The 21,894-nt window shown below is 57.2% G+C and carries 20 protein-coding genes; 10 read left to right on the top strand and 10 right to left on the bottom strand.

Annotated elements, in window-relative coordinates; translation table 11 throughout:
• Positions 1-88: 88 nt before the first annotated feature.
• Positions 89-850, bottom strand: a complete 762-nt coding sequence (gene udp / locus QZH36_RS20845; RefSeq protein ID WP_253457286.1) for a uridine phosphorylase — start codon at positions 848-850, stop codon at positions 89-91.
• A gap of 268 nt (positions 851-1,118) precedes the next feature.
• On the opposite strand from udp, the gene QZH36_RS20840 reads away from it, so the two are divergent.
• Positions 1,119-1,946 carry a dienelactone hydrolase family protein gene (locus QZH36_RS20840; protein ID WP_253457283.1) on the top strand — a complete coding sequence of 276 codons (828 nt, stop codon included), beginning with the start codon at positions 1,119-1,121 and terminating at the stop codon, positions 1,944-1,946.
• Positions 1,947-2,328: 382 nt separating this feature from the next.
• On the opposite strand, the gene metE is transcribed toward QZH36_RS20840, so the two are convergent.
• On the bottom strand, positions 2,329-4,599 hold the full coding sequence (gene metE / locus QZH36_RS20835; RefSeq protein ID WP_301731031.1) for a 5-methyltetrahydropteroyltriglutamate--homocysteine S-methyltransferase: 2,271 nt from the start codon (positions 4,597-4,599) through the stop codon (positions 2,329-2,331).
• A 135-nt stretch (positions 4,600-4,734) separates the two neighbouring features.
• On the opposite strand from metE, the gene metR reads away from it, so the two are divergent.
• A complete protein-coding gene (gene metR, locus QZH36_RS20830; protein ID WP_253457277.1) occupies positions 4,735-5,676 on the top strand; it encodes an HTH-type transcriptional regulator MetR in 942 nt (313 codons plus the stop codon).
• 158 nt (positions 5,677-5,834) lie between these two features.
• On the top strand, positions 5,835-6,314 hold the full coding sequence (locus QZH36_RS20825) for a YehS family protein (protein WP_301253051.1): 480 nt from the start codon (positions 5,835-5,837) through the stop codon (positions 6,312-6,314).
• 441 nt (positions 6,315-6,755) lie between these two features.
• On the opposite strand, the gene QZH36_RS20820 is transcribed toward QZH36_RS20825, so the two are convergent.
• Positions 6,756-7,607 (bottom strand): carboxylate/amino acid/amine transporter, encoded by an 852-nt coding sequence (locus QZH36_RS20820; RefSeq protein ID WP_253457272.1) that lies wholly within the window; start codon positions 7,605-7,607, stop codon positions 6,756-6,758.
• 329 nt (positions 7,608-7,936) lie between these two features.
• On the opposite strand from QZH36_RS20820, the gene glpT reads away from it, so the two are divergent.
• Positions 7,937-9,280: a glycerol-3-phosphate transporter gene (glpT, locus tag QZH36_RS20815; protein ID WP_301731028.1), complete on the top strand. Its 1,344-nt coding sequence runs from the start codon at positions 7,937-7,939 to the stop codon at positions 9,278-9,280.
• Positions 9,281-9,294: 14 nt separating this feature from the next.
• Entirely contained in the window at positions 9,295-10,323 is a 1,029-nt protein-coding gene (gene glpQ / locus QZH36_RS20810) for a glycerophosphodiester phosphodiesterase (RefSeq protein ID WP_370735045.1), read from the top strand.
• 40 nt (positions 10,324-10,363) lie between these two features.
• Here glpQ and yigL read toward each other — a convergent pair whose 3' ends face one another.
• The gene (yigL, locus tag QZH36_RS20805) at positions 10,364-11,164 is read right to left on the bottom strand and encodes a sugar/pyridoxal phosphate phosphatase YigL (RefSeq protein ID WP_253457265.1); all 801 of its coding nucleotides are present in this window, start codon (positions 11,162-11,164) and stop codon (positions 10,364-10,366) included.
• Positions 11,165-11,213: 49 nt separating this feature from the next.
• Positions 11,214-12,194 carry a lysophospholipase L2 gene (gene pldB, locus QZH36_RS20800; RefSeq protein WP_253457263.1) on the bottom strand — a complete coding sequence of 327 codons (981 nt, stop codon included), beginning with the start codon at positions 12,192-12,194 and terminating at the stop codon, positions 11,214-11,216.
• A gap of 103 nt (positions 12,195-12,297) precedes the next feature.
• Here pldB and rhtB point away from each other — a divergent pair, with 103 nt between their 5' ends.
• Positions 12,298-12,921, top strand: coding sequence for a homoserine/homoserine lactone efflux protein (gene rhtB, locus QZH36_RS20795; RefSeq protein ID WP_125290699.1), 624 nt, complete (start codon positions 12,298-12,300; stop codon positions 12,919-12,921).
• A gap of 77 nt (positions 12,922-12,998) precedes the next feature.
• Here rhtB and recQ read toward each other — a convergent pair whose 3' ends face one another.
• Together recQ and pldA are read right to left on the bottom strand one after the other, a co-directional pair.
• Positions 12,999-14,825 carry an ATP-dependent DNA helicase RecQ gene (gene recQ, locus QZH36_RS20790; protein ID WP_301731025.1) on the bottom strand — a complete coding sequence of 609 codons (1,827 nt, stop codon included), beginning with the start codon at positions 14,823-14,825 and terminating at the stop codon, positions 12,999-13,001.
• 50 nt (positions 14,826-14,875) lie between these two features.
• Complete coding sequence (gene pldA / locus QZH36_RS20785; protein WP_253457259.1) at positions 14,876-15,754, bottom strand: phospholipase A; 879 nt, start codon at positions 15,752-15,754, stop codon at positions 14,876-14,878.
• A 161-nt stretch (positions 15,755-15,915) separates the two neighbouring features.
• Here pldA and QZH36_RS20780 point away from each other — a divergent pair, with 161 nt between their 5' ends.
• The 4 genes from QZH36_RS20780 (at position 15,916) to mdtI (ending at position 18,356) form a co-directional block, all read left to right on the top strand.
• Positions 15,916-16,389, top strand: a complete 474-nt coding sequence (locus QZH36_RS20780; protein WP_125290702.1) for a thioesterase family protein — start codon at positions 15,916-15,918, stop codon at positions 16,387-16,389.
• Positions 16,390-16,417: 28 nt separating this feature from the next.
• A complete protein-coding gene (gene rarD, locus QZH36_RS20775) occupies positions 16,418-17,317 on the top strand; it encodes an EamA family transporter RarD (RefSeq protein WP_253457257.1) in 900 nt (299 codons plus the stop codon).
• A gap of 372 nt (positions 17,318-17,689) precedes the next feature.
• Positions 17,690-18,040, top strand: a complete 351-nt coding sequence (mdtJ, locus tag QZH36_RS20770) for a multidrug/spermidine efflux SMR transporter subunit MdtJ (RefSeq protein ID WP_253457255.1) — start codon at positions 17,690-17,692, stop codon at positions 18,038-18,040.
• Positions 18,027-18,356, top strand: a complete 330-nt coding sequence (gene mdtI / locus QZH36_RS20765; protein WP_301731022.1) for a multidrug/spermidine efflux SMR transporter subunit MdtI — start codon at positions 18,027-18,029, stop codon at positions 18,354-18,356. The genes mdtJ and mdtI overlap by 14 nt, the downstream gene beginning before the upstream one ends.
• Before the next feature lie 37 nt (positions 18,357-18,393).
• Here mdtI and corA read toward each other — a convergent pair whose 3' ends face one another.
• The 3 genes from corA to uvrD form a co-directional block, all read right to left on the bottom strand.
• Positions 18,394-19,347 (bottom strand): magnesium/cobalt transporter CorA, encoded by a 954-nt coding sequence (corA, locus tag QZH36_RS20760; RefSeq protein ID WP_253457251.1) that lies wholly within the window; start codon positions 19,345-19,347, stop codon positions 18,394-18,396.
• Positions 19,348-19,466: 119 nt separating this feature from the next.
• Entirely contained in the window at positions 19,467-19,523 is a 57-nt protein-coding gene (gene ysgD, locus QZH36_RS21440) for a YsgD/CorL family protein (RefSeq protein ID WP_367317867.1), read from the bottom strand.
• A 194-nt stretch (positions 19,524-19,717) separates the two neighbouring features.
• On the bottom strand, positions 19,718-21,880 hold the full coding sequence (gene uvrD, locus QZH36_RS20755) for a DNA helicase II (RefSeq protein ID WP_253457248.1): 2,163 nt from the start codon (positions 21,878-21,880) through the stop codon (positions 19,718-19,720).
• Positions 21,881-21,894 lie beyond the last annotated feature (14 nt).

Here is a 21,894-nt window from a genome sequence, read left to right as displayed (position 1 = left end):
GAGCCGCGCTCCCTTAATGAAGGCTGAAGAAGTTAGCGAAACTGGTCTCAACGGCCAGGCCAGAGGTTAGCGAGGCCGATCTCAACGTCTAGATCAGACGGCGCGCCGCCTCAACCACGATACGCACCGCATCGCTTTCGGTTTTCTTCATGGTTTCCGCATCGGGAATTTCCTGCTGGGTGCGGTTCACAATCACGCCCGCCACCATGCCGGCACGCAGGCCCTGGCTGGCGCACATGGTCAGCAGCGTGGCGGATTCCATTTCGTAGTTCAGCACGCCCATTTGCTGCCACTCTTTCATGGAGTTCTGGAAACGGCTCACTACGCGGCCAGAAAAGGTGTCGTAACGCTCCTGTCCCGGATAAAAAGTGTCGGAAGACGCGGTGACGCCGATATGCGTGGTCGCGCCAAGCGCTTTCGCCGCTTCGACCAGCGCGGTGGTGCAGGTAAAATCGGCCACCGCCGGGAATTCCAGCGGCGCAAAGTGCAGACTCGCACCATCCAGACGCACAGAGCCGGTGGTTACCAGCACGTCGCCCACGCTGATGTCAGGCTGGATAGCGCCAGTTGTACCTACGCGCAGAAAAGTACGGATGCCCAGCTGCGCCAGCTCTTCTACCGCGATGGAGGTGGAAGGGCCGCCGATACCGGTTGAACAGACGATAACGGCCTTGCCGTCAATGTCGGCGCGCCAGGTGGTGAATTCGCGGTGCGACGCCAGATGAACCGGATTATCCATCAGCGCGGCAATCTTTTTAACGCGCTCGGGGTCGCCTGGCACAATGGCAAGGGTGGCGCCCTGAAGATCGGCTTTGGTTAAACCCAGGTGAAAAACGTCTGACTGTGCCATGACAAGATCCTGTAATTAAAAGGCGATGAAGCGCTTACAGTAGCGCAAAGCTGTGTGAATTTATGTGAGTAAATTCACTCTGAGTAATGAAAGTTACATTTGGAGTCTATTGAATCGTGACGGTAATCACACAAAAAAGCCTTCCCGCACGAATCGCGCTGTCGGAAACCGATAACGCCGTCGAAGATGACAGGCTGACCTTCACCCGATCGAAACGTAATCCTGGCTATAGTTAGCTGATTGCGCTACTGCATGTATGGAGAGGACAATGAAAAGCGACGATAATCCGACTCAAACATTGAGCAATAAGGGATTCGCTCCTGCGGTTTCACCTGCCGCATCGACCACCATCATTACCGACAGCGCCGACATCGTTTCCGGCGAAACGTCAATTCCAACGCAGGGCGAGAATATGCCTGCTTTCCACGCCAGACCGCGTCAGGCCGATGGCCCGCTACCGGTGGTGCTGGTCGTGCAGGAAATTTTTGGCGTGCACGAGCATATTCGCGATATCTGCCGTCGCCTGGCGACCGAAGGCTATCTGGCCGTCGCGCCCGAACTCTATTTTCGCGAGGGCGATCCCGCCGAGTACGATGATATTCCCACGCTGTTTAAAGAGCTGGTCAGCAAGGTGCCGGATAGCCAGGTGCTGGCGGACCTGGATCACGTAGCCAACTGGGCATCGCGCCACGGCGGCGATATGCGCAATATGGCCATTACCGGCTTTTGCTGGGGCGGCCGGATAACCTGGCTCTACGCCGCGCACAATCCTCAGCTGAAAGCGGGCGTTGCCTGGTATGGCAAGCTGACAGGCGATAAAACCTTGCAGCAGCAGAAGCACCCGGTTGACGTCGCAGTTGACCTGAACGCGCCGGTATTGGGGCTGTACGGCGCGCAGGATGACGGCATTCCGTTGGCGAGCGTGGAAACCATGCGTCAGGCGCTGCGGGCGGCGAACGCCAAATCGGAAATCGTGGTTTATCCCGAGGCCGGGCACGCGTTTAACGCCGATTATCGTCCCAGCTATCACGAAGAGTCGGCCAAAGACGGCTGGCAGCGAATGCTGGCCTGGTTCAGGCAGCACGGCGTCAGCTAACGCTCAGGCCCGCCTCAATCGGCGGGCTGAGGTTGCTGACAAACTCAAACTTAGGCCGCTTGCAGATTGATGAAAAGCGGCAGAGGCAGATCGGAACACGGACACGCCGTAGATACGTCCATGTAGGCTCGTTTCGCGCGTCCATGCGCGAAAACGGTCCGCTTATCCGCTCAGCCTCTGCCACTGTGAAACAGCTGGGTTGCTGTAAGAAACACCAGGATGCATCCGCTATTTAGGTTTGTCAGCAGTCTGAGCCCGCCTCAATCGGCGGGCTTTTTTTATGCCACCCTCGCGGCGGGCACAGTGCCAGCTTCATCGCCCGTACATTCCAAACGCCGCTAAATGTCATTAATAAAAGAGAGGCCCACGGGCAACACCACCATCAGACAGCGGCTTTGCGAAGATTGCGGGCCGCCTCCACCATATTAGCCAGCGCCTGACGGGTTTCCGGCCAGCCGCGCGTTTTCAGGCCGCAGTCCGGGTTCACCCATAAACGCTCCACCGGAATACGCTTCGCCGCTTTCAGCAGCAGCGCCTCTATCCATGCCACGCTTGGCACGTTTGGCGAGTGAATGTCGTAAACGCCCGGGCCGATTTCGTTCGGATAGTCAAATTCCTCGAACGATTCCAGCAGTTCCATATCAGAACGTGAGGTTTCGATGGTGATCACATCCGCATCCAGCGCGGCGATAGAATCCATGATGTCGTTGAATTCGCAATAGCACATATGGGTGTGGATTTGGGTAGCATCCTGCGCCACGGCGGCGTTCAGGCGGAACGCGTCTACGGCCCACTCCAGATAGGCAGCCCACTCTGACCGCCGCAGCGGCAGGCCTTCACGCAGCGCCGGCTCATCAATCTGGATAATGCCGATACCGGCTTTTTCCAGATCGGCCACTTCGTCCCGCAGCGCCAGCGCGATCTGCCTGGCGATGGTTTCACGCGACACGTCCTCACGAGGGAAAGACCAGCAAAGAATGGTTACCGGGCCGGTCAGCATCCCTTTTACCGGCTTGTCGGTCAGCGACTGCGCGTATTTCGCCCACTCGACGGTGATCGCTTCCGGCCGACTGACGTCACCGATAATCACCGGCGGCTTCACGCAGCGGGAGCCGTAGCTCTGTACCCAGCCGTTTTGCGTAAAGGCAAAGCCGTCCAGGTTTTCGCCGAAGTATTCCACCATGTCGTTGCGCTCCGCCTCGCCGTGAACCAGCACGTCCAGCCCCAGCCGCTCCTGCTCCACGATCGCCTGTTTGATATGTTCAGCAATGCCGGTGCGGTAGCTCTTTCCGTCCAGACGCCCCTGTTTGAAATCCAGGCGCAGGCCACGGATTTCGGTGGTCTGCGGGAAAGAGCCGATAGTGGTGGTCGGCCAGGCCGGCAGCTGAAAGCGCTGGCGCTGGGCTTCGGCACGCGCCTTATAGCTGCTGTGGCGCTCGCTGTCTTTCGCGGTGATAGCGGCCAGCCGTTTGCTGACGGCCTCGTTATGCACGCGCGCAGAGTCCCGGCGGGCGCGGATGGGCGCGCTCCAGGCTTCCAGCGACCGCGCGTCATTGTGGTTTAACGCATGGCTCAACAGCGCCAGCTCCTGGCATTTCTGTAGCGCAAAGGCGAACCAGCTTTTTACTTCTTCATCCAGGCGGGTTTCGGTACTTAAATCGATGGGGCTGTGCAGCAACGAGCAGGAAGAGCCGATCCATAGCCGCTGACGCTTGCCGACCAGCGGCTGTAAACGCTCAAACCAGCTGCTGAGATCGGCGCGCCACACGTTACGGCCGTTGATTACGCCGACGGAAAGCAACCAGTCGGCCGGCACTTTAGCGTTCAGCGCGGCGATATCGTCCTTGCCGTGTACCAAATCAACATGCAGACCCTGAACCGGCAGCTTAACGATAGCGTCCAGGTTGGTGCCGACGCTGTCAAAGTAGGTGGTCAGCAGCAGTTTGGTTTGCCCTTGCAGCGCCTCGTAAGCCGGTTTAAAGGCGTTGAGCCACGCCTGCGGCAGCTCCAGCACCAGCGCAGGCTCGTCGATCTGCACCCATTCGATATCGCGCTTCGCCAGCTCGCTCAGCACCTGCTGGTAAACCGGCAGAATTTCGGTTAACAGGCTCAGACGGTCGAACGGCTCGCCCTTGACTTTACCCAGCCACAGATAGGTCACCGGGCCAAGCAGCACGGGCTTCACTTTATGGCCCAGCGCCAGCGCTTCGTCCACTTCGTCCAGGATCTGCGTCCAGCTAAGCTTAAACTGCTGCCCCCGGGTAAATTCCGGCACCATATAGTGATAGTTAGTGTTAAACCATTTGGTCATTTCAGCCGCCGCCGCAGGTTCGCCGGTCGGCGCACGGCCACGGCCCAGACGGAACAACGTATCCAGATCGACAGAGCCATCTTTATTTTGATGACGGGCAGGCACGTTGCCCAGCAGCAGGCTGGTAGTCAGCACATGATCGTACCAGGCGAAATCGCCGACCGGCACATAGTCTACCCCAGCCTGTTTCTGCTGTTCCCAGTGGCGGGCGCGCAGTTCACGGCCTACCGCCAGCAGCGCTTCCTGCGTGCTGTTGCCCGCCCAGTAGCTTTCCTGTGCTTTTTTTAGTTCGCGACGCAGGCCAACGCGGGGGAAGCCGAGCGTATGGTTCAGAATAGTCATCAATGCGTTCCTCAGTTACCGCCCGCTGTCGTGGCAATCGGGCTTTTAGACGTCCAGATGTTTACACATCTATAATCCGCAGGTACTGTATTCACCACAAGCGCAAATTGTTCATTGTCGATGTGAAGGACTCTCATGATCGAACTCAAACACCTGCGGACGCTGCAAGCGCTGCGCAACAGCGGTTCGCTGGCCGCCGCCGCCGCTCAGCTTCATCAGACGCAGTCGGCCCTGTCCCATCAGTTCAGCGATCTGGAGCAGCGCCTGGGCTTCCGCCTGTTTGTGCGTAAAAGCCAACCGCTGCGCTTTACGCCGCAGGGCGAAATTTTGCTGCAGCTTGCCGAGCAGGTGCTGCCGCAGATCCAGCACGCTCTACAGGCCTGCCACGAACCGCATCAGGCCACGCTGCGTATCGCTATCGAGTGCCACAGCTGTATTCAATGGCTGACGCCAGCGTTGAGCAACTTCCGTCAGAGCTGGCCGCAGGTGGTGATGGATTTTAAATCCGGGGTGACTTTCGATCCCCAGCCCGCGCTTCAACAGGGGGAGCTGGACGTGGTGCTCACCTCCGATATTTTGCCGCGCAGCGGGCTGTTCTATTCGCCGATGTTTGATTTTGAAGTTCGCCTGGTGCTGGCGCCCGACCATCCGCTGGCGCAGGTTGATCATATTTCACCGGAAGATCTGGCCAGCGAAGTGCTGATGATTTATCCGGTGCAGCGGCAGCGCCTGGATATCTGGCGGCATTTCTTGCAGCCCGCAGGCGTCAGCCCGGCGTTAAAAAGCGTGGATAATACGCTGCTGCTGATCCAGATGGTGTCCGCGGGCATGGGCATCGCCGCCCTGCCGCACTGGGTTGTGGAAAGCTTTGAGCATCAGGGGCTGGTGGTGACCAAAACGCTCGGCCAGGGTTTATGGAGCCGTTTATATGCCGCCGTGCGCGACGGCGAGCAGCGTCAGGCAGTAGTCGAAGCTTTTATCCGCTCCGCCCGCCAGCACGCCTGCGAGCATCTGCCGCTGGTCAGGGACGCTTCCGCGCCGGGCACGCCGCTGCCGACCTCTTTGCATCATTCCTGAGCGGCCAGTACGGGCGATCGCTTTTGCGCGGTGGCCCTTTTAGCGCAGCCGTGCCTTTATAACGCGCTGGCCGCCTGCCTTTTTGCTGACGGTATTCCTTTATCCAGCGCCATTTGTCTCTATAATGCGGCCAACGATCCTGAACCAATGAGATTTTTATGACCAATAATGACGTTTTGCGCAGCGTGCGCTACATGCTGAGCCTGAGCGATGCTCAGATGGTTGGCATCCTGGCGCTGGCGGAAAGTGAAGTCAGCGAAGCGGAAATGCAAAGCTTCCTGAAAAAAGAAGACGAAGCGGGCTTTCGCGCCTGTCCTGACGTGGTAATGGGCTATTTCCTGAACGGGCTGATTTTTCAGCGCCGTGGCAAAAGCGAAGATGCGCCTGAGCCTTCTGTCGAACGCAAGATGACGAATAATATTATTATTAAAAAACTGCGCATCGCTTTCGATTTAAAAACCACGGATATTATTGACGTGCTTAAGCTGGCGGACTTCGCCGTGGGCCAGTCTGAAATTGGCGCTATTTTCCGAAAGCCAGGGCATAAAAATTACCGTGAATGCGGCGATCAGATTTTAAGGAATTTCCTGAAGGGAATGACAATGAAATTACGCCCTGCCCCTGTTAAAAAAGCTTAAATATTAGTGCAGCCTTCGGGCTGCCTGCTATTTAAAACGCTATCAAAAAATGCATTATTTATATTCCCTTCCTGCCTTTACAGGGCAAGTCACTCCTCATAATATCCGCCTGATATTTACACATTGTAAATATAGCGAACCATGAAAGAAGATATATTATGAGAGCGCAACTATCAGCAGCGCAGGTAAAAACCACGACACTACCAAAACTATTTTCGGCACGCTATTTTCTAAAATTTATAGGCTGCTTTCCCCGTCAGCGCTGAGTTATAGCACCGGGCAGGTAACGACAGCGGGGGAAGATAGCGGTAGCCGTATTGGCAAAACCAGTAAAACGAATGTGAATCTGCTGGTCAGTAAATCACGGCCGCACCTGGTTCACTAACGAGCCAGGCAAAGGCGTTAAGCAGGGCGTGTCGCGCCCCGCTTTTTATCGTCGTGCTATTTTTTGATCACCCAGTGTCGGTGTACCCATAGCGAGGCGAAAATTACCGCTGCGCCAACGATAAAGCTCGGCCAGTGCGGCTGCTGCTGCCAGATTGCAAGGTTAACCAGCAATCCGGCGGGCACGTGCATATTATTCATAATGCCCAGCGTGCCGGCATCAACCTGCGTCGCGCCGTAGTTCCACATAAAGTAACCCAGCCCGGAAGCCGCCACGCCCAGCCAGATCAGGATGCTCCACTGTAGCGTGGTGGTCGGCAGCTTCTGCGGATTGCCCCACAGGCACCAGGCGATAATCGCGACGAGCGCCGCGCCCATATAAAACCAGGAAAAGGCGGCGTGCTGCGGCATCGGACGCGTTTCCTGCAGGCGCTTGTAACCCACCATGCCAACGGCAAAGCAAAGGTTGGCAAGCTGCACCAGCAGCAGGCCAAACCAGAAGTGGTCGCTGACCTTGTCGTAGCGAATAATCGCCGCGCCCGCCACCGCCAGCAGCGCGCTCAGTGCATAGCCGGGGCGCACGCCTCTTCCGCTCATCAGGTCATAAATCAGGGTGATATAGAGCGGCGTCATCACCGTAAACAGCAGCAGCTCGGAAACGCTGAGGTAGAGGTAAGCCTCAAAGCTGAACAGATACATAATACCCAGCTGCAGCGCGCCTACGCCCATATAGAGCAGCAGCGTTGATGGCCGATAGCCGCGCCAGCGCAGAAACGGCAGGAAAACCACGGCGGCCAGCAGCAGACGGATCAGCACGGAAAAGACGCTGTCGACCTGGCCTGCCAGATATTCGCCGATCAGGCTGAACGAAAAGGCCCACAGGATAGTGGTGATTATCAGTAAGATCACGATAAAAACTCGCTGGTGAAAAGTGCGCACAGTGTAGCGAAATCGGCGTGGACGCGGGGAAATATCTGGTTGACATCTGATTGCAAAATGTACTCTCCTGTTTTTATCCTGCCGTTTGAGTGAGCCTGCTCACACTCCTTGCCGGCATGGCTAAAAGCATTCAGAGAAGCGTGCCGCATAATTCGTTTGATTGTCATAAAAATGTAACCTTTGGGTTCTTCTTCACAGCGAGGCCGCGCGTTTTCTTTTAGGCTCCTTCCGCTACGGATCGCGTTTATCTGTTGCTGCACGACGAAAAAAACGAATATAAATTGCCATTGGAGGCTGTTATGTTATCTGTTTTTAAACCTGCGTCGCATCGAACGCGCGTTGACACCAGCGAAATCGATCCGCTTTATCGTAAATTACGCTGGCAGATATTTTTTGGTATTTTCTTCGGCTATGCGGCCTATTATCTGGTGCGGAAAAATTTTGCGCTGGCGATGCCTTCGCTGATCGAGCAGGGTTTTTCTCGAGGGGATTTAGGCTTTGCCCTTTCAGGTATTTCCATCGCCTACGGATTTTCTAAATTTATTATGGGATCCGTTTCCGATCGCTCGAATCCACGCTACTTTTTGCCCGCCGGTTTAATTCTGGCGGCGGCGGTCATGTTGTTTATGGGATTCGTTCCCTGGGCCACCTCCAGCATTACCGTGATGTTCGTGCTGCTGTTTTTATGCGGCTGGTTCCAGGGCATGGGCTGGCCGCCCTGTGGACGCACTATGGTGCACTGGTGGTCGCACAAGGAGCGCGGCGGCATCGTTTCCGTCTGGAACTGCGCGCACAACGTCGGCGGCGGCCTGCCTCCGCTGCTGTTTCTGCTGGGCATGTACTGGTTTAACGACTGGAAAGCGTCGCTTTATATGCCCGCTTTCGCCGCCATTCTGGTGGCCGTCATCGCCTTTGCGTTAATGCGCGACACGCCGCAATCCTGCGGTCTGCCGCCGATTGAAGAGTATAAAAACGACTATCCGCCCGACTATGATAAAAGCCAGGAAGAGGAGCTGACCGCCAGGCAAATTTTTATGCAGTACGTACTGCCCAACCGGCTGCTCTGGTATATCGCGCTGGCCAACGTGTTTGTCTATCTGCTGCGCTACGGCATTCTCGACTGGTCACCGACCTATTTAAAAGAGGTGAAGCACTTTACGCTGGATAAATCCTCCTGGGCCTACTTTCTTTATGAGTACGCCGGCATTCCCGGCACGCTGCTGTGCGGCTGGATGTCCGATAAGGTGTTCAGAGGCAATCGTGGCGCGACCGGCGTCTTTTTTATGGTGCTGGTGACGATCGCCACCGTGGTTTACTGGCTGAATCCTCCCGGCAATCCGGGCGTGGATATTACCTGCATGATCGTGATCGGCTTTCTGATTTATGGGCCAGTAATGCTGATTGGGCTGCACGCCCTGGAGCTGGCGCCGAAGAAAGCCGCGGGAACGGCGGCGGGCTTCACCGGGCTGTTCGGCTATCTTGGCGGCTCGGTGGCCGCCAGCGCTATTGTCGGCTACACCGTAGATTACTTCGGCTGGGACGGCGGCTTTATCGTGATGATCGGCGGCGGCGTGCTGGCCGTTATCCTGCTGGTTATCACCATGCTGAACGAACACAGGCACAAAAAAGGGGCAACGCAATGAAAAAGCTTATAGCTATGCTGCTGCTGGGCGCTTCGTTCGGTACAGTGGCCGCGGAAACACACAAGATTGTAATTGCCCATCGTGGCGCGAGCGGCTACCTCCCGGAACACTCGCTGCCCGCCAAAGCGATGGCTTACGCGCAGGGATCCGACTTCCTTGAGCAGGATCTGGTGATGACCCGCGACGATCGGCTGGTGGTGCTGCACGATCACTATCTGGATCGCGTAACGGACGTGGCGGAACGCTATCCCGACCGCGCCAGAAAGGATGGGCGTTACTATGCCATCGACTTTACGCTGGCCGAAATCAAGGGGCTGAAGTTTACGGAAGGCTTTACGCTAAAAGACGGTAAGAAAGTGCAGACTTATCCGCAGCGTTTCCCGATGGGCAAATCGGACTTCCACGTGCATACCTTTGCCGAAGAGATTGAATTTATTCAGGGCCTGAACCACTCGACGGGCAAAAATATCGGCATCTACACCGAAATTAAAGCGCCGTGGTTTCACCGCCAGGAAGGCAAAGATATCTCCGCCAGGGTACTGGATGTGCTTAAGCAGTACGGCTATAGCTCGAAAAGCGACAACGTCTACCTGCAATGCTTTGACCATAACGAACTCAAACGCATTAAAACGGAGCTGGAGCCGCAAAGAGGCATGGACGTCAAACTGGTGCAGCTGATCACCGAAACGGACTCAAAAGAGACGCAGGAGCAGCAAGACGGGAAATGGGTGAACTACAGCTATGACTGGATGCTGCAACCGGGCGCGATGAAAACGCTGGCCCGTCACGTCGACGGCATCGGCCCTGATTATCATATGCTGATTGCCAACGGCTCGACCAAAGGCGCGGTTCACTTTACGCCGATGGTGAAGGAGGCTCATCAGAATGGCCTGGTCGTGCATCCCTATACCGTGCGGGCCGACCAGCTGCCCGGCTGGGTGGATAACGTGGACGAGCTGTACGACGCGCTCTATAACCAAGCGGGCGTGGACGGTCTGTTTACCGACTTCCCGGATAAGGCCGTGCGCTTCCTGAAGCGGTAAGCGTTGCCGCCTCTGTAACCAGAGGCGGCTTTTACCGGCTTCAGACGTTGTAGAGCTTGCGCAGATAGTTCGGCACCGCGTTATCCGCATTGCTGCCAATCACTTCCAGTTCCGGCAGCAGATCCTTCAGGCGCTGATGCGAGTTGCTCATGATGCAGCCTTTGCCCGCCATGTTCAGCATCTCTTTGTCGTTCATGCCGTCACCAAAAGAGATGCAGTCCGCCAGCGTAAAGCCCAGCAGTCGGGAAACCGCGTCCAGCGCGTGGCCTTTGGAAACGCCGCCCGCCATCACTTCCAGACAGGTCGGCAGCGAGAAGCTGACGTTAACCCGATCGCCCCAGCGCGCCATCAGCGCCTCTTCCAGCGGGATCAGCAGTTCCGGCTTAGCGCAGGTAAAGAACACTTTGCTGATGCCGTCGGTTGGCAGCGAATCCGGCTGATAGGTCTGGTAGTTAAAATTGGACTCGCGGAAAAAATCCATCTCTTCCGGGCGGTGGCGGTTAAGGAACCACTCTTCATCGCGGTAGACGTTGGTATAGATATCCTGGTGGCTGTGATGCAAAGCAAAAAGCTCACGGGCAATGTCTTCTTCCAGGTTATGGCTGAAGATCAGCTCGCCTGCGGTATTGTGCACGCGCGCGCCGTTCGAGGTGATCATATAGGCATCAATACCCAGGCTGTCACGCATCTGCCCGACATCAATGTGATGGCGACCGGTGGCGAACACAAAATGGACGCCCTTTTGCGTCAGCAGCTGGAGCGTTTCACGGGCGAAAGCGGATAAACGGTGATCCGGCGACAGCAGCGTGCCGTCGAGATCGGAAGCAACAATCGGGTACATAAAACCTCTGTTAATGGTGAGCTACGGTTGCTATATCTGAGCAGTAAAATCAGGGATGCCGGGCAAAAAACGCCGTAATGGCCTCCAGCGCCTCGGCGCGCATGCTGTCTTTTTCAAACAAGATCTCATGACGCGCGCCTGCGATAATCAGCGGGCCCTCGCAGGGGTTTCCCGCCGCTTTCATGGCCTGGCAAAAGAGATCCTGAGCGCGGTTATCCACCACCTTATCCGCGCTGGCCTGTAACAGCAGCAGCGGCGTCTTTATCTCTTTTGCCTGAGCCAGAATGTTTTTGCCGGCCAGAATGCCTTCTCTGACCCAGTGATAAGTCGGCCCGCCGACGCGCAGCCCCGGATCGTCGGCGTAAAAGCGCAGGTTGCGCCGGTAGCGCTCGCGGCTGTGGGTCAGCTGGTTCATCCCGAACGGCCTGGGCTGCCACTGGCCGGTGCCGATCGCGTAACCGTCGCGCACCACGGGACGCTTTTCCGCCCAGTTCAGAATACAGTGCGTCATCCACAGCGGCATCGGCAGGAAGATCCCGAACATCGGCGCGGCCAGCGCCACGGCGTTAAAGGCCTGCGGCTGCCTGGCCAGCATCAGCGTCAGGATCGCGCCGCCCATTGAGTGCGCCAGCGCATAGCGATGCTGATAGTGACGGCTGAGGATCGCTTTCAGATAGAGCGTCTCCAGATCTTCAACATAGTGGTCGAACAGCTCCACATGGCCGCGATGGCTATCCTGCAGCAGCCTGCCGGAACGGCCCTGCCCGCGATGATCGACAATAATCACATCATAGCCGCAGTGAAACAGGTCGTAGGCCAGCTCCGGATATTTTACGTAGCTTTCGATACGTCCGGGGCAAATCAGGATAACGCGGTTGTGTTGCGATGACGTGAAGCGAACGTAGCGAATGGGCACGTTTTCCACGCCGATAAACTCGTCTTCTTCCCGCCGCCGCCAGAAATCCAGCAGCGGGCCGGTGGCGAAAGCGGCAAAAGCTTTTTCACGATTTCGCCAGCCATGCTTTTTCATTGACCCGACCTCCGCTTTTTTCACATTCCGCCCGGCCCCGTAGCCTGCGCAGCCGCAATGGCGTATTGTGTCATACTTCTGTGCTATCAGGGAGTCTGACCCAATGACCATGCAGTGGTGGCTGGCCTATCTGTTAACGACCAGCATCTTAAGCCTTTCGCCGGGTTCCGGCGCAATCAATACCATGAGTACCGGCATCAGCCACGGCTATCGCGGCGCGGCGGCCTCTATTTCCGGCCTGCAGGTTGGGCTGGCGGTGCATATTCTGCTGGTTGGCATCGGCCTGGGCGCGCTGTTTTCCCAATCCGTGCTGGCTTTTGAAGTGCTGAAATGGGCGGGCGCGGCTTACCTGATCTGGCTGGGCATCCAGCAGTGGCGCTCGGCAGGCGCGATAGATCTTCAGGCGGTCGCCAAAGCGATGCCGCGCCGCAGGCTGTTTAAGCGTGCGGTGCTGGTGAACCTGACCAACCCAAAAAGCATTGTTTTTCTGGCGGCGCTCTTTCCGCAGTTTATCATCCCGCACCAGCCGCAGGCGATGCAGTATCTGGTGCTGGGCGTGACGACGGTGGTGGTCGATATCATCGTGATGATCGGCTACGCCACGCTGGCGCAGCGGATTGCGGCCTGGATTAAAGGGCCAAAACAGATGAAGCTGTTAAACCGCCTGTTTGGCGGCATGTTTATGGCGGTCGGCGCGCTGCTGGCTTCCGCCCGGCGTATTGCCTGATGCATTAAAGGCTGGCATGGAGGACGCGCCGTCCATGCCAGCCCGCGTCTTCCCCGTTCTCCGGCCGCACGCCCGGCCTACTCTTCGCCGTCGACGTGCTCGCGGATCATCACCATAAACGGCTTGCCGAAGCGCTCCAGCTTGCGCTGACCGACGCCGTTGACGCTCAGCATTTCTGAGGCGGTCAGCGGCATCTGCTCGGCCATTTCTATCAGCGTGGCGTCGTTAAACACCACGTAAGGCGGAATGTTCTCTTCATCGGCAATGGCTTTACGCAGCTTACGCAGCTTGGCGAACAGCTTGCGATCGTAGTTGCCGCCAAACGATTTCTGATTGCTGTTGCGCGGCTTGACGCTGACCATGCGCGGCACCGCCAGCAGCAACGGCACTTCGCCACGCAGCAGGGGACGCGCCGCTTCCGTTAACTGAAGCGCGGAATGCATCGCAATATTTTGTGTCGCAAAGCCCAGATGAATAAGTTGACGGATCACGCTTATCCAGTGCTCGTGGCTCTGATCGCGGCCAATGCCGTAAACCGGCAGCTTGTCGTGCTGCATATCGCGAATACGCTGATTGTTGGCACCGCGCAGCACCTCCACCACGTAGCCCATGCCAAACCGCTGGCCGACACGATAAATGCAGGAAAGCGCCTTTTGCGCCTCTACCGTGCCGTCGTAACGACGCGGCGGATCGAGACAGATATCGCAGTTGTCGCAGGGCTGCTGCCGCCCTTCGCCAAAGTAGTTCAGCAGCACCAGACGGCGGCAGGTCTGCGCTTCCGCAAAAGCGCCCATCGCGTTCAGCTTGTGGCGTTCAATATCCTGCAACGGCCCCGGCGCTTTCTCTTCCAGGCAGCGGCGCAGCCAGGCCATATCGGCCGGATCGTACAGCATCAGCGCCTCCGCCGGCAGGCCGTCGCGCCCGGCGCGGCCCGTTTCCTGATAGTAGGATTCGATATTGCGTGGGATATCAAAGTGCACCACAAAGCGCACGTTGGGCTTGTTGATGCCCATGCCGAAGGCGACCGTGGCGACGACGATCTGGAGATCGTCACGCTGGAAGGCTTCCTGCACGCGGGCGCGATGCACGTTATCCATTCCGGCATGATAGGCGCCGACGCTCAGGCCACGGCTTTGCAAACGCGCGGCGGTGTCTTCCACCTTCGCGCGGCTGTTGCAGTAGATGATGCCGCATTTGCCGCGCTGATCCTGCACGTAGCGGATCAGCTGATCCGTCGGTTTGAATTTTTCCACCAGCGTATAGCGGATATTGGGACGGTCGAAGCTGCTGACCTGGATCAGCGGATCGTCAAGCTGGAGCAGGCGCGCGATATCGTTACGGGTGGTTTCGTCGGCGGTGGCGGTCAGCGCCATCACCGGCACGTCCGGCAGCCGCTGACGCAGCTGGCCCAGCGCGCCGTATTCCGGACGGAAATCGTGGCCCCATTGCGAAATACAGTGGGCCTCGTCTACGGCCAGCATCGCCGGATTCCAGTGCGCCAGATTATCCAGGAAGTTATCCATCATCAGGCGTTCAGGCGCGATATAAAGCAGCTTGATCCGGCCCGTGCGGCAGCCAGCGAAGACCTCATGCTGCTCTTCCCGCGTCTGCGTTGAGTTCAGACAGGCGGCGGCCACGCCGTTAGCCAGCAGCTGGTCGACCTGATCCTTCATCAACGAGATCAGCGGCGACACCACCAGCGTCAGCCCTTCGCGCACCAGCGCTGGGATCTGATAGCAAAGCGATTTGCCGCCGCCGGTCGGCATGACCACCAGACAGTCGCGCCCTTTCAGCGACGCCTGAATAATAGTTTGCTGCCCCGGACGAAATTGCTGATAGCCGAAGGTTTCCTGCAAAACCTGTTGCGTCAGCATCTCCTGATTGATCACTGCAGCCGTAGACACGTGTACTCCAACTTGATGGCGGGCGACGCGTGATGGCCGCCCGGAAAGCATTAAAACAGGTCGTTCAGAATGACGCCGACGCCGACCCTGGTCTGACGATGGTTATAGTCAATCAATGATTCACCATAGCCGCTAAAGACTTGCGTATAGAAACGGACATGTTCGGTAATCGGGTAGCTCCAGCCTGCCTGCGCGCCGCCGAAACCGCTGTTCCAGTTGTAGTTGCCCTGGAGGCTGAAGACGCTTTCGCCCAGCTGATAGCCGACCGTCATGCGATAATACCCCATGTACTTAGTGATATCAGGGTTATCGTCATCATTTTCACCTTCCGGAAGGCGATACCAGGGTTTGGCTTCCACCATCCAGTTGCCGTTCTGCGCCATCAGGCGAGCGTAAACGCGGTTCCAGCTGCGGGAGGTCGGCTCCGAGCGGCCGTTGGACTGGTGGTTCAGGCCCAGCTCCACATCGCGCAACGTCCAGCCGGCGAAGCTGTAGTCGGTGGCCCAGCCCAGGAAAATCTGCGGCTGATAATCCGTTTCACGGAACGGCGACGAGGCGCCACGGTTAGAGAGCTGCCACCAGGAGGACTGAGTATAAGAGGCGGCAAGCACCGAGTTGTCACCTAAAATGCCCCGCCAGAGAGGAAAGGCCAGGCTCAGCTGGAATTTTACCTCATCGTGCTTCGCCTTATTCGACCAGTTATAGGAATCAATCGCCTCTTTGTTGATGTTGCTGGTATCGGTGTACAGCAGATAGTTGCTTTCATAAGGAAAAAGCACAAAAGGGTTGTCATGCTTTTCCAGAAGATTAGCAATAATACTGCCACGCACCGCGGGCTGGTCATGCACCTCTGTGACCTGAGCCTCTTGCGCCAGGGTCAGACAGGGAAAAAGGAGCGCTGCAGCCAGCGGGCCTTTCAGCATCGACATAAGATTCTCCAGAACTGATAAGGGTGATGGATAAAAAGCACGCCATTCTACACAGAATTGCTGGTCGGCATTAGTGCTGTTTTTGTAAAGTAAACGACCCGTTAACAACGGATAAAAATAGTCAATCTGATAAGCGACTTACGTTGTAAAGGAATTTTGCTATGACTTCATCTGCGCCGCTCGATCGGCAGGCCGCTCGCCGCCTGATTGGCGACATCTTTGTTTATGATATGCCGTTTAACCGCACGCTTGGCCTCACGCTGGATCGGCTGGAGCCGGATTATGCGGAGCTGAGCTTCGCAAACCAGCCGCAGCTGGTGGGCAACATCGCACAAAAGATTCTGCACGGCGGCGTGATTGCGGCCGTACTGGACGTGGCGGCCGGTCTGGTCTGCGTCAGCAGCTCGCTGACCCGCCAGGAAACCATTACGGAAGAAGAGCTGCGGCAGCGCCTGTCGCGCATGGGCACTATCGATCTGCGGGTCGACTACCTGCGGCCCGGCCGGGGCGAACGCTTTATCGCGACCAGTAGCCTGCTGCGCGGCGGCAATAAGGTCGCGGTGGCACGGGTTGAGCTGCATAATGACGCTGGTCTTTATATTGCCAGCACTACGGCAACCTATCTTGTAGGTTGATTTCCCAACATTAACGGAGTGATGTTACATGGATGCGCAGCAAACTCGTCAGGGCATTTTTTATGCCCTCGGCGCTTATTTTATCTGGGGCATAGCACCTGCCTATTTCAAGCTTCTTCAGCAGGTCGCACCGGGCGAAATCATCACCCATCGGGTGATCTGGTCGTTCTTTTTTATGCTGCTGTTGCTGAGCGTCAGCCGCAGCTGGGGCAACGTAAAAGCGATTTTTAAAACGCCGAAGAAGGTGCTGCTGCTGGCGGTTTCCGCCACGCTGGTGTGCAGCAACTGGCTGATCTTTATCTGGGCGGTGAATAACCAGCATATTCTCGAAGCCAGCCTGGGCTATTTTATCAACCCGCTGTTAAACGTGCTGGTAGGGATGCTGTTTCTGGGCGAACGCTTCCGGCGTCTGCAATGGCTGGCGGTGGCGCTGGCCGTCTGCGGCGTGATTATCCAACTCTGGAAATTTGGGTCGGTGCCGGTCATTGCGCTGGGTCTGGCGGTGACCTTTTCGCTGTACGGCCTGATGCGCAAAAAAATCGCCGTCGACGCGCAGACCGGTATGATGATTGAAACCAGCTGGCTGTTGCCCTTCGCCGCTATTTATCTTTTCGGCATTGCGGACAGCAGCACCAGCCATCTGACGCAGAATCCCTCGTCGTTAAACCTGCTGCTGATCGCTGCTGGCGTGATAACCACCGTGCCGCTGATGCTGTTTACCGCCGCCTGCACGCGCCTGCGCCTCTCTACCGTTGGGTTTTTCCAGTATCTTGGCCCAACGCTGATGTTCCTGCTGGCGGTGATCTTTTACGGTGAGAAAATGACGCCGGATAAAGTGGTGACGTTCAGCTTTATCTGGGCGGCGCTGGCCTTATTTATTTTCGATGCGCTTATAACGTTAAAACGCAGGCGGCCCGCCGAGGTCTGACCGTTAATTGCTTTCCCCGGTTTGCCTGGCCGGGGAAAGTAACACTTAAGTAAAAACTTTATAACCTGACGTACCCATCGTAAATCAGTGCAAATATTTTGGCACAGTACGTCAGGATAATGCCAGAATAGACGCGTGTTTAACTACTGAGGACAATATTCACTCCACCAGGATGAGAAGCAATAGCGTGGATGAGTTGTAAATCTATGGACAGTTTGTTCATTTCCCTGATACTTCCTGCATTTTCCCCCCTCCGGCTTGCCTGCCGTCCCGTCGCTGACCAGCACTGGCGTTTCGCGCTGTAGCGCACTCTCTACGGATTTTCTGCCGCGCATCGATTGCGCTAATTATTTCTGTTTCCGGAGAGAGAAAATGTTTTATTGGTTATTATTGGCGCTTGCCATCGTTTTTGAAATTGTTGGCACGCTGGCCATGAAATGGGCCAGCCTTAACGGCCACGCTGCCGGTTATTTTTTTATGCTGGCAATGATCGCCCTTTCTTATATTACTTTGTGTTTCGCCGTTAAAAAAATTGCGCTGGGCGTGGCCTATGCTATTTGGGAAGGCGTCGGCGTGCTGTGTATTACGCTGTTCAGCGTCATGCTGTTTGACGAGGCGCTGCCCCTGATGAAAGTGGCCGGACTGGCGACGCTGGTGACCGGTATTGCCCTGGTGAAGTCGGGGACGATAAGCCGCAAGGAGGCCAGCCATGCTGCCGCTTAACGGGACGCATATTGCCTGGCTGGCGCTCGCCGTGGTGCTGGAAATTTTAGCCAATATTTTTCTTAAATATTCGAACGGCTTTCGCCGCCCGCTGTATGGCCTGTCGTCGATTGTTGCCGTACTGGCGGCCTTTAGCGCGCTGGCGCAGGCGGTTAAAGGTATCGATCTGTCGGTAGCCTATGCGCTGTGGGGAGGCTTCGGCATCGTCGCCACGGCGACGGCGGGCTGGATACTGTTCGGTCAGCGTCTGAACCGTCGCGGCTGGTTCGGCCTGCTCGTACTGCTGGTCGGCATGGTGTTGATCAAGCTTGCCTGAGAGTGGAGAGCGTCCTCGAACGCTCTCTTATCGTCTGCTACAGCCAGTTTTTACGCTTGAAATAGGCGTAAGGCGCCAGGCCCGCCAGGATCATCAGGCAGATAGCGCCCGGATAGCCGAAGCTCCACTTCAGCTCCGGCATAAACTCAAAGTTCATGCCGTAGCTGGAAGCCACCAGCGTTGGCGGCAGAAACACGACCGATACCACCGAGAAGATTTTGATAATGCGGTTCTGCTCGATATTGATAAAGCCCATCGCCGCCTGCATCAGGAAGTTGACCTTCTGGAACAGCGATTCGTTATGCGGCAGCAGCGATTCGATATCGCGCAGGATCTCGCGCGCCTGCTCCAGCTGATTGCCCGGCAGACGCGCCTTGCGCACCAGGAAGTTTAACGCGCGCTGGGTATCCATCAGGCACAGGCGCACCTTCCAGCCAATATCTTCCAGCTCGGCCAGCGTGGAGAGCGCGGCATCGAACTCATCGCCCTGCTGGCCTTCCATAATCACGCGGCTGAGCTTTTCCAGATCGCTGTAAATGTTTTCGATTTCGTCCGCCAGCTGTTCGATTTTGGTTTCAAACAGATCCAGCAGCAGCTCATACGCGTTGCCGTCGGTCAGAACCTGGTTACGCGCGCGCATACGGTAAAGACGGAACGCGGGCAGTTCGCGCTCGCGCAGCGTATAGAGGCGGCCGTCGCGGATGGTAAAGGCTACGGTGGAGTTGCCCGCGTGATCTTCTGCATCTTCGTAGAAGAAAAAGGAGTGGATATGCAGACCGTCTTCATCTTCAAAAAAGCGTGCGGAGGCCTCGATATCTTCCAGCTCGGGACGGGTCGCCAGGCTTTGGCCCAGCTCGTTCTGCACGCGATCGCGCTCATTTTCTTCTGGTTCGATCAGATCGACCCAGACCGAACTGGACAGTTCGTCCGTGGTTTCTTCCAGCTCCAGGCGGGCAAGGCGGCTTTGATCAAGTTTAAATGCGCTCAGCATAGCTGTACTCCCAATTCGTCATAGCGTGGGACGCGCCTGAACACGGGGAATCTGACTCAGAGCGAAGCGGGATGCGGGTCGCCAACAACCACGAAGGCTATCGGCAGAGGAGGATAGCCTTAGGAGTTGTACCTGTTTTCCAGGTCAATGAGCCAGTATCTACTGGGTGTGTCCAAGGCGAATGTCCTCTGAGGGTGATAGTGCGCGCATGTTACGCTGTGCTGAAAATGGCGTCAACAGCCAGCCGGGAGAAACGAAGCGGCAGGCACGGGCATCCCCGCCGACTGCCTGAGAAAGCGCGCGGGCGACGTTGAAGCAGTGAAGGGGAAAACCGTAAAGGCGGCGCGGGGTTAGGCGCGCCGCAGCGGGATCAAACCGTTTCTAACTTCGCGTAGGCGGCCACCAGCCATTTGATGCCCTGGCCCTGGAAAGCAACCTGTAACCGGCTGTGATCGCCGCTGCCTTCCAGATTGACGATGGTCCCCTCGCCGAATTTAGCGTGGCGCACGCGCTGGCCGAGCGCAAAGCCGCTGTCGTTTTGCGTAACTGGCGTGCCCATTCGCTGATGGTTGACCGGACGGCTGACGCTGGCGCGCAGGCGCACTTCCTCCACGCACTCTTCCGGCAGCTCGCCGACAAAACGCGATGGCCGGTGATACACCTCTTTGCCATACAGCCGACGCGTTTCCGCATAGGTCAGCGTCAGCTTCTGCATGGCGCGCGTAACGCCCACATAGGCCAGGCGACGCTCTTCCTCCAGCCTGCCGCCCTCTTCCAGCGACATCTGGCTTGGGAACATGCCTTCTTCCATCCCCACGATAAAGACCTGACGGAACTCCAGGCCTTTGGCCGCGTGCATGGTCATCAGCTGCACCGCATCCTGCCATTTATCCGCCTGACCTTCGCCCGCTTCCAGCGCCGCGTGGGAAAGAAACGCTTGTAGCGGCATCAGGTCTTCGTCTTCATCCTGATAGCTGTACTGCCGCGTGGCGTTGACCAGTTCCTCAAGGTTTTCGATACGCGCCTGGCCCTTTTCGCCTTTTTCCTGCTCGTACATCAGCCACAGGCCGGAATCTTTGATCACCCGGTCGGTCTGCACGTGCAGCGGCATTTCGCTGGTTTCCTGCGCCAGCGAGTCCACCAGTTCGGTAAAGCGTTGCAGCGCCGAAGCGGCACGACCGGCCAGCGCTTTCTCCTGAAGCAGAACGCGGGCGGTCTGCCACAGCGTCAGCTGGCGCTCACGCGCCGTTTGCCGCACCACGTCCAGCGTGCGGTCGCCAATGCCGCGAGTCGGCGTATTGACCACGCGCTCGAAAGCGGCGTCGTCGTTACGGTTGGCGATCAGCCGTAGATAGGCCAGCGAGTCTTTGATTTCCTGACGCTCGAAGAAGCGCATTCCGCCGTAGATGCGGTAAGGCATACTGGTTTGCAGCAGCGCTTCTTCCAGCACGCGCGACTGGGCGTTGCTGCGATAGAGAATGGCGCAGTCGTTCAGCGCGCCGCCGTTTTCCATCCACACCTTGATGCGGTTCACCACGAAGCGGGCTTCATCCAGCTCGTTGAACGCACAGTAAATAGAGATCGGCTCGCCGTCGCTGCCGTCCGTCCACAGCTCTTTCCCCAGACGACCGTTATTGTTGGCGATCAGGGCGTTGGCCGCCTTCAGAATATTGTTGGTGGAGCGGTAGTTCTGCTCCAGACGGATGGTCTGCGCGCCGTGAAAATCGTTAAGGAAGCGCTGGATGTTCTCAACCTGCGCGCCGCGCCAGCCGTAAATCGACTGATCGTCGTCGCCTACGATGATCACTTTTCCGCTGTCGCCCGCCAGCATCCGGATCCAGGCATACTGGATATTGTTGGTATCCTGAAATTCGTCCACCAGGATATTGGTGAAGCGCTCGCGATAGTGGTTAAGGATATGCGGCTTGTTCAGCCACAGCTCGTGCGCGCGCAGCAGCAGCTCGGCGAAATCCACCAGCCCGGCGCGATCGCAGGCTTCCTGGTAGGCCTGATAGATGCGCAGCCACGTCTGCTCAACGGGATTGCCGTAGCTCTCAATATGCTTTGGCCGCAGCCCTTCATCTTTTTTGCCGTTGATGTACCACATGGCCTGGCGGGCGGGCCACTGCTTCTCATCCAGATTCATCGCTTTGATCAGGCGTTTTAATAAGCGCATCTGATCTTCGCTGTCGAGGATTTGAAAATCCTGCGGCAGGTTGGCGTCCAGGTGGTGCGCGCGCAGCAGGCGGTGCGCCAGGCCGTGGAAGGTGCCGATCCACATGCCGCCCTGGCTGGTGCCGATCAGCTGCTCAATGCGGTGGCGCATCTCGGCGGCGGCCTTGTTGGTAAAGGTCACGGCCATGATGGAGTAAGGCGAACAGTTTTCAACCCCCAGCAGCCAGGCGATGCGGTGAACCAGCACGCGAGTCTTGCCGCTGCCCGCCCCCGCAAGCACCAGCAAATTGCTGCGCGGCGCGGCTACGGCCTCGCGTTGTTTGTCATTCAAGCCGTCGAGAAGGTCAGAAACGTCCATAAGCACCGTCAGGT

Origin of the sequence: Erwinia wuhanensis, assembly GCF_030484085.1 — a bacterium.
In the GTDB taxonomy this organism is placed as follows: domain Bacteria; phylum Pseudomonadota; class Gammaproteobacteria; order Enterobacterales; family Enterobacteriaceae; genus Erwinia; species Erwinia aeris.
Note: the sequence above shows the minus strand (reverse complement) of the source record. Positions and strands in the feature narration are given on the sequence as shown.